This window comes from Micromonospora sp. NPDC049139, assembly GCF_055586845.1.
In genome coordinates, this window is sequence record NZ_JBVJHK010000059.1 from 1 (window position 1) to 2,967 (window position 2,967).

Here is a 2,967-nt window from a genome sequence, read left to right on the forward strand (position 1 = left end):
CAGGCAACGACGGGGACAGCGCCCGGAACACCGACGCCGCCCGAGCCGGCCACACCGCCGGCCGACGCAGGTCACCCACCAGGTCGAGGACCTCGAAGTCGGTTCCGGTCCCGCCGACATCCGCGGCCTGTGCCCGCGCGGGAAGGAACTCGACAGACATGGGCCAACCTCCGATCAGGACCGGCGTCACCCGCACGGGAAACGGCCGGGTCAGGAACCAGGAACTCCGTCGGCGCGGCCGTCCGCGTCCACGGCATGAGGGGTACGGGCGAACCTTCAGGCGGTGGTGTGGGGCACCGTGGGGCCGGCTTCGAGGAAGCGCAGCATGTGGGCGCCCAGTTGCTCGGCGATGGTGAACGGGATCAGGTCGGTGCGGATGGTGATGCGCAGGAGGGCGTCGTCGTCCCGGGGGATCGCCTCGACGGTGAGGCCGCTCATCACCTCCCGGGCGTACGGCTCGACGACCTCCTCGGTGCGGCAGCCGGGCAGTTCCAGCGGAAGCACCACGTTGTCCTGGTAGGCGAAGCCGGGCACGCTGGCGACCACCTCGCCGGGCAGGCCGACGGCCGGGTCGGCGGCGGTCTCCGAGAACGGGATGTCCTGGGCGGCCATCAGCTCGTCGACGGTCTGCTGGACGTGCTGGAGCAGACCCGCCTCCGGCCCGTCGAACCGGACCCGGACGCAGTTCGAGTTGATCCGGGTGGTGAAGGCGGAGTCGAGGATGCGACTTCCGCGCCGGGCGACGATCATCAGCAGGCCGATGTCGTCCTGCTGGTGGATGGCGCGCAGCGCGGAGGCGTACGCGGCGACGAAGTAGCTGGAGCGGCTGAACCGGTGTTGCCGGGCGGCGTCGTCCCAGCGGCGCATGACCTCGGGGGTGACGGTGACGATGTGTCCGGCCTTCGGGCCCCACGCGAGGGCCTGTTCCAGGGGCGCCTGAGGTTGGCCGTGGCCCTGGCGGGGGAGGCCGCGGAGCTGTTCGCGCCAGTACGCTCGCTGGGCTTCGAGGTCGGCGGCGTCACGCAGCCGGGTGTATTCGTCGTAGGACTGCCGCAGTGTGGTCGCCGGCCCCGCCCACACCGGGGCCGCCCCGGCGAGCCGGGCGGCGTAGGCGTGGCCGAGGTCGCGCACCAGCAGCGAGTGTGACCAGCCGTCGAAGGCGATGTGGTGGATGCCGATGCCGAACAGGGTCCGGTTGGTGGATTTCTCGCGGATGAGGGCGGCTCGCCAGTTGCGGCCCTGGGTGTAGTCGAGTGGTTGTTGCACCGCTTCGGCGAGTTGGTCCAGGGCTTCCTGTTCGCTGGTGGCGTCGGTGAGCAGTCGCAGTTGTGGCATGCCGGGGTTTGGCGGGATGAGTGCGACGGGCGGGTCGACGCGTCGGTAGCGGGCGTGCAGTGCCTCGTGTCGGCGGTGCACGTCGCCGAGTGCGGCCATCAGCGCGCGCAGGTCCAGCTCGCCCTCGATCCACCAGGTGGTCGGGCAGACCAGTTCGAAGGGAAGCCAGACGCACTTGGCGACCGACAGGGTCAGCGGAACGGGCTTGGCGGGGCCGGAGCGGCCGGTGACGGCCGGCGCCGGCTCGACCCTGGGACGACGGGGAGCGGTGGCCAGCCAGCGGGCCAGCCCGTGCGGGGTGGGCGTGCGGTGGATCTGCGACACGGGCACGACGACGTCCGCGGCCTCGTCGATGCCCGCGGCCACCGCCGCCGACTGCAACGACGTGCCACCGAGATGGAAGAAGCCGTCCCGTACGCCCACCCGGTCCAGCCCGAGCACCGCCGCGAACACCCCCGCGACGAGCCGTTCCTCGTTCGTCGTCGGCTCCACGTACGCCACGTCCAGGTCGGGGCGCTGCGAGCCGGGTTCGGGCAGTGCCCGTCGGTCGATCTTCCCCGTGCCGCCGACGGGGAAGCGGTCGAGGACCATGATGACGGCGGGCACCATGTAGGAGGGCAGGACGGCGGCGGCATGGTCCCGTAGCTCCGCGGTGACGGGGGTGCGGCCGTCGCGGCCGGTGACGTAGCCGATGAGGCGGGCGACGCCGCGGTCTTCGCGGCGGGTGACGACGGCGGCGCCGACGTCGGGGTGTTGGGCGAGGACGGTTTCGATTTCGCCGAGTTCGATGCGGATGCCGTTGACTTTGACCTGGTGGTCCATGCGGCCGAGGATTTCCAGGGCGCCGGTGGTGTTCCATCGGCCGAGGTCGCCGGTGCGGTAGGCGAGGCCGCCGCCGTGCGGGTCGGTGACGAAGCGTTGTGCGGTCAGCTCGGGGCGGTTGAGGTAGCCGTCGGCGACGCCGAAGCCGGTGATGAGGATTTCCCCGGGTACGCCCATGGGCATGAGGTTCAGGTTGGTGTCGACCACGCGGATCTGCCGGTTCGGCATGGGTCGCCCGATGGGCACGTACGCTCCGCCCCACCCGGCCGACGCGTCGAACCACGTGCACGCCACGGCGGCTTCGGCCGGCCCGTACGCGTTGACCAGGCGGGCGCCGGCGGTCATCCACCGTTGGGCCATGTGGGGCGGGATGGGTTCCCCGGCGAGGGTCACGCAGGACAGGCTCGGGCAGTCGGCGGGGTCGACCGCAGCGAGGTTGGTGGGCGGGCAGAAGGCGTGCGTCACCTGCTCCTTGGCGATCAGGTCGGTGAGTCGGCGGGCGTCGAGCAGGTCGTCGCGGGAGCAGACCACGACGCGGGCGCCGGAGGTGAGGGCAGTGAAGATCTCGCCCAACGCCACGTCGAACACCGGCGCGCAGCAGTGCAGCATCCGGCTGTCCGAGTCCACCGCACACTCGTCGGCCATCCAGGCGAGGAAGTTGGTCAGCTTGTCGTGCGACAGCACGACGCCCTTCGGGGTGCCCGTGGAGCCGGAGGTGTAGATGACGAACGCCGGCGCGGAGGTGTCCACCACCGGTAGGTCGACCGGTTGGGTTGCTTCGACTGTGGGCCAGTCGTTGTCGAGGGCGAC

The 2,967-nt window shown here is 71.4% G+C and carries 1 protein-coding gene; it reads right to left on the minus strand.

The features are described from left to right. Positions 1-276: 276 nt before the first annotated feature. Positions 277-2,967, minus strand: a 2,691-nt coding sequence (locus tag ACZ6Q9_RS34155) for an amino acid adenylation domain-containing protein (RefSeq protein WP_466021481.1), incomplete at its 5' end; no start/stop codon positions are given.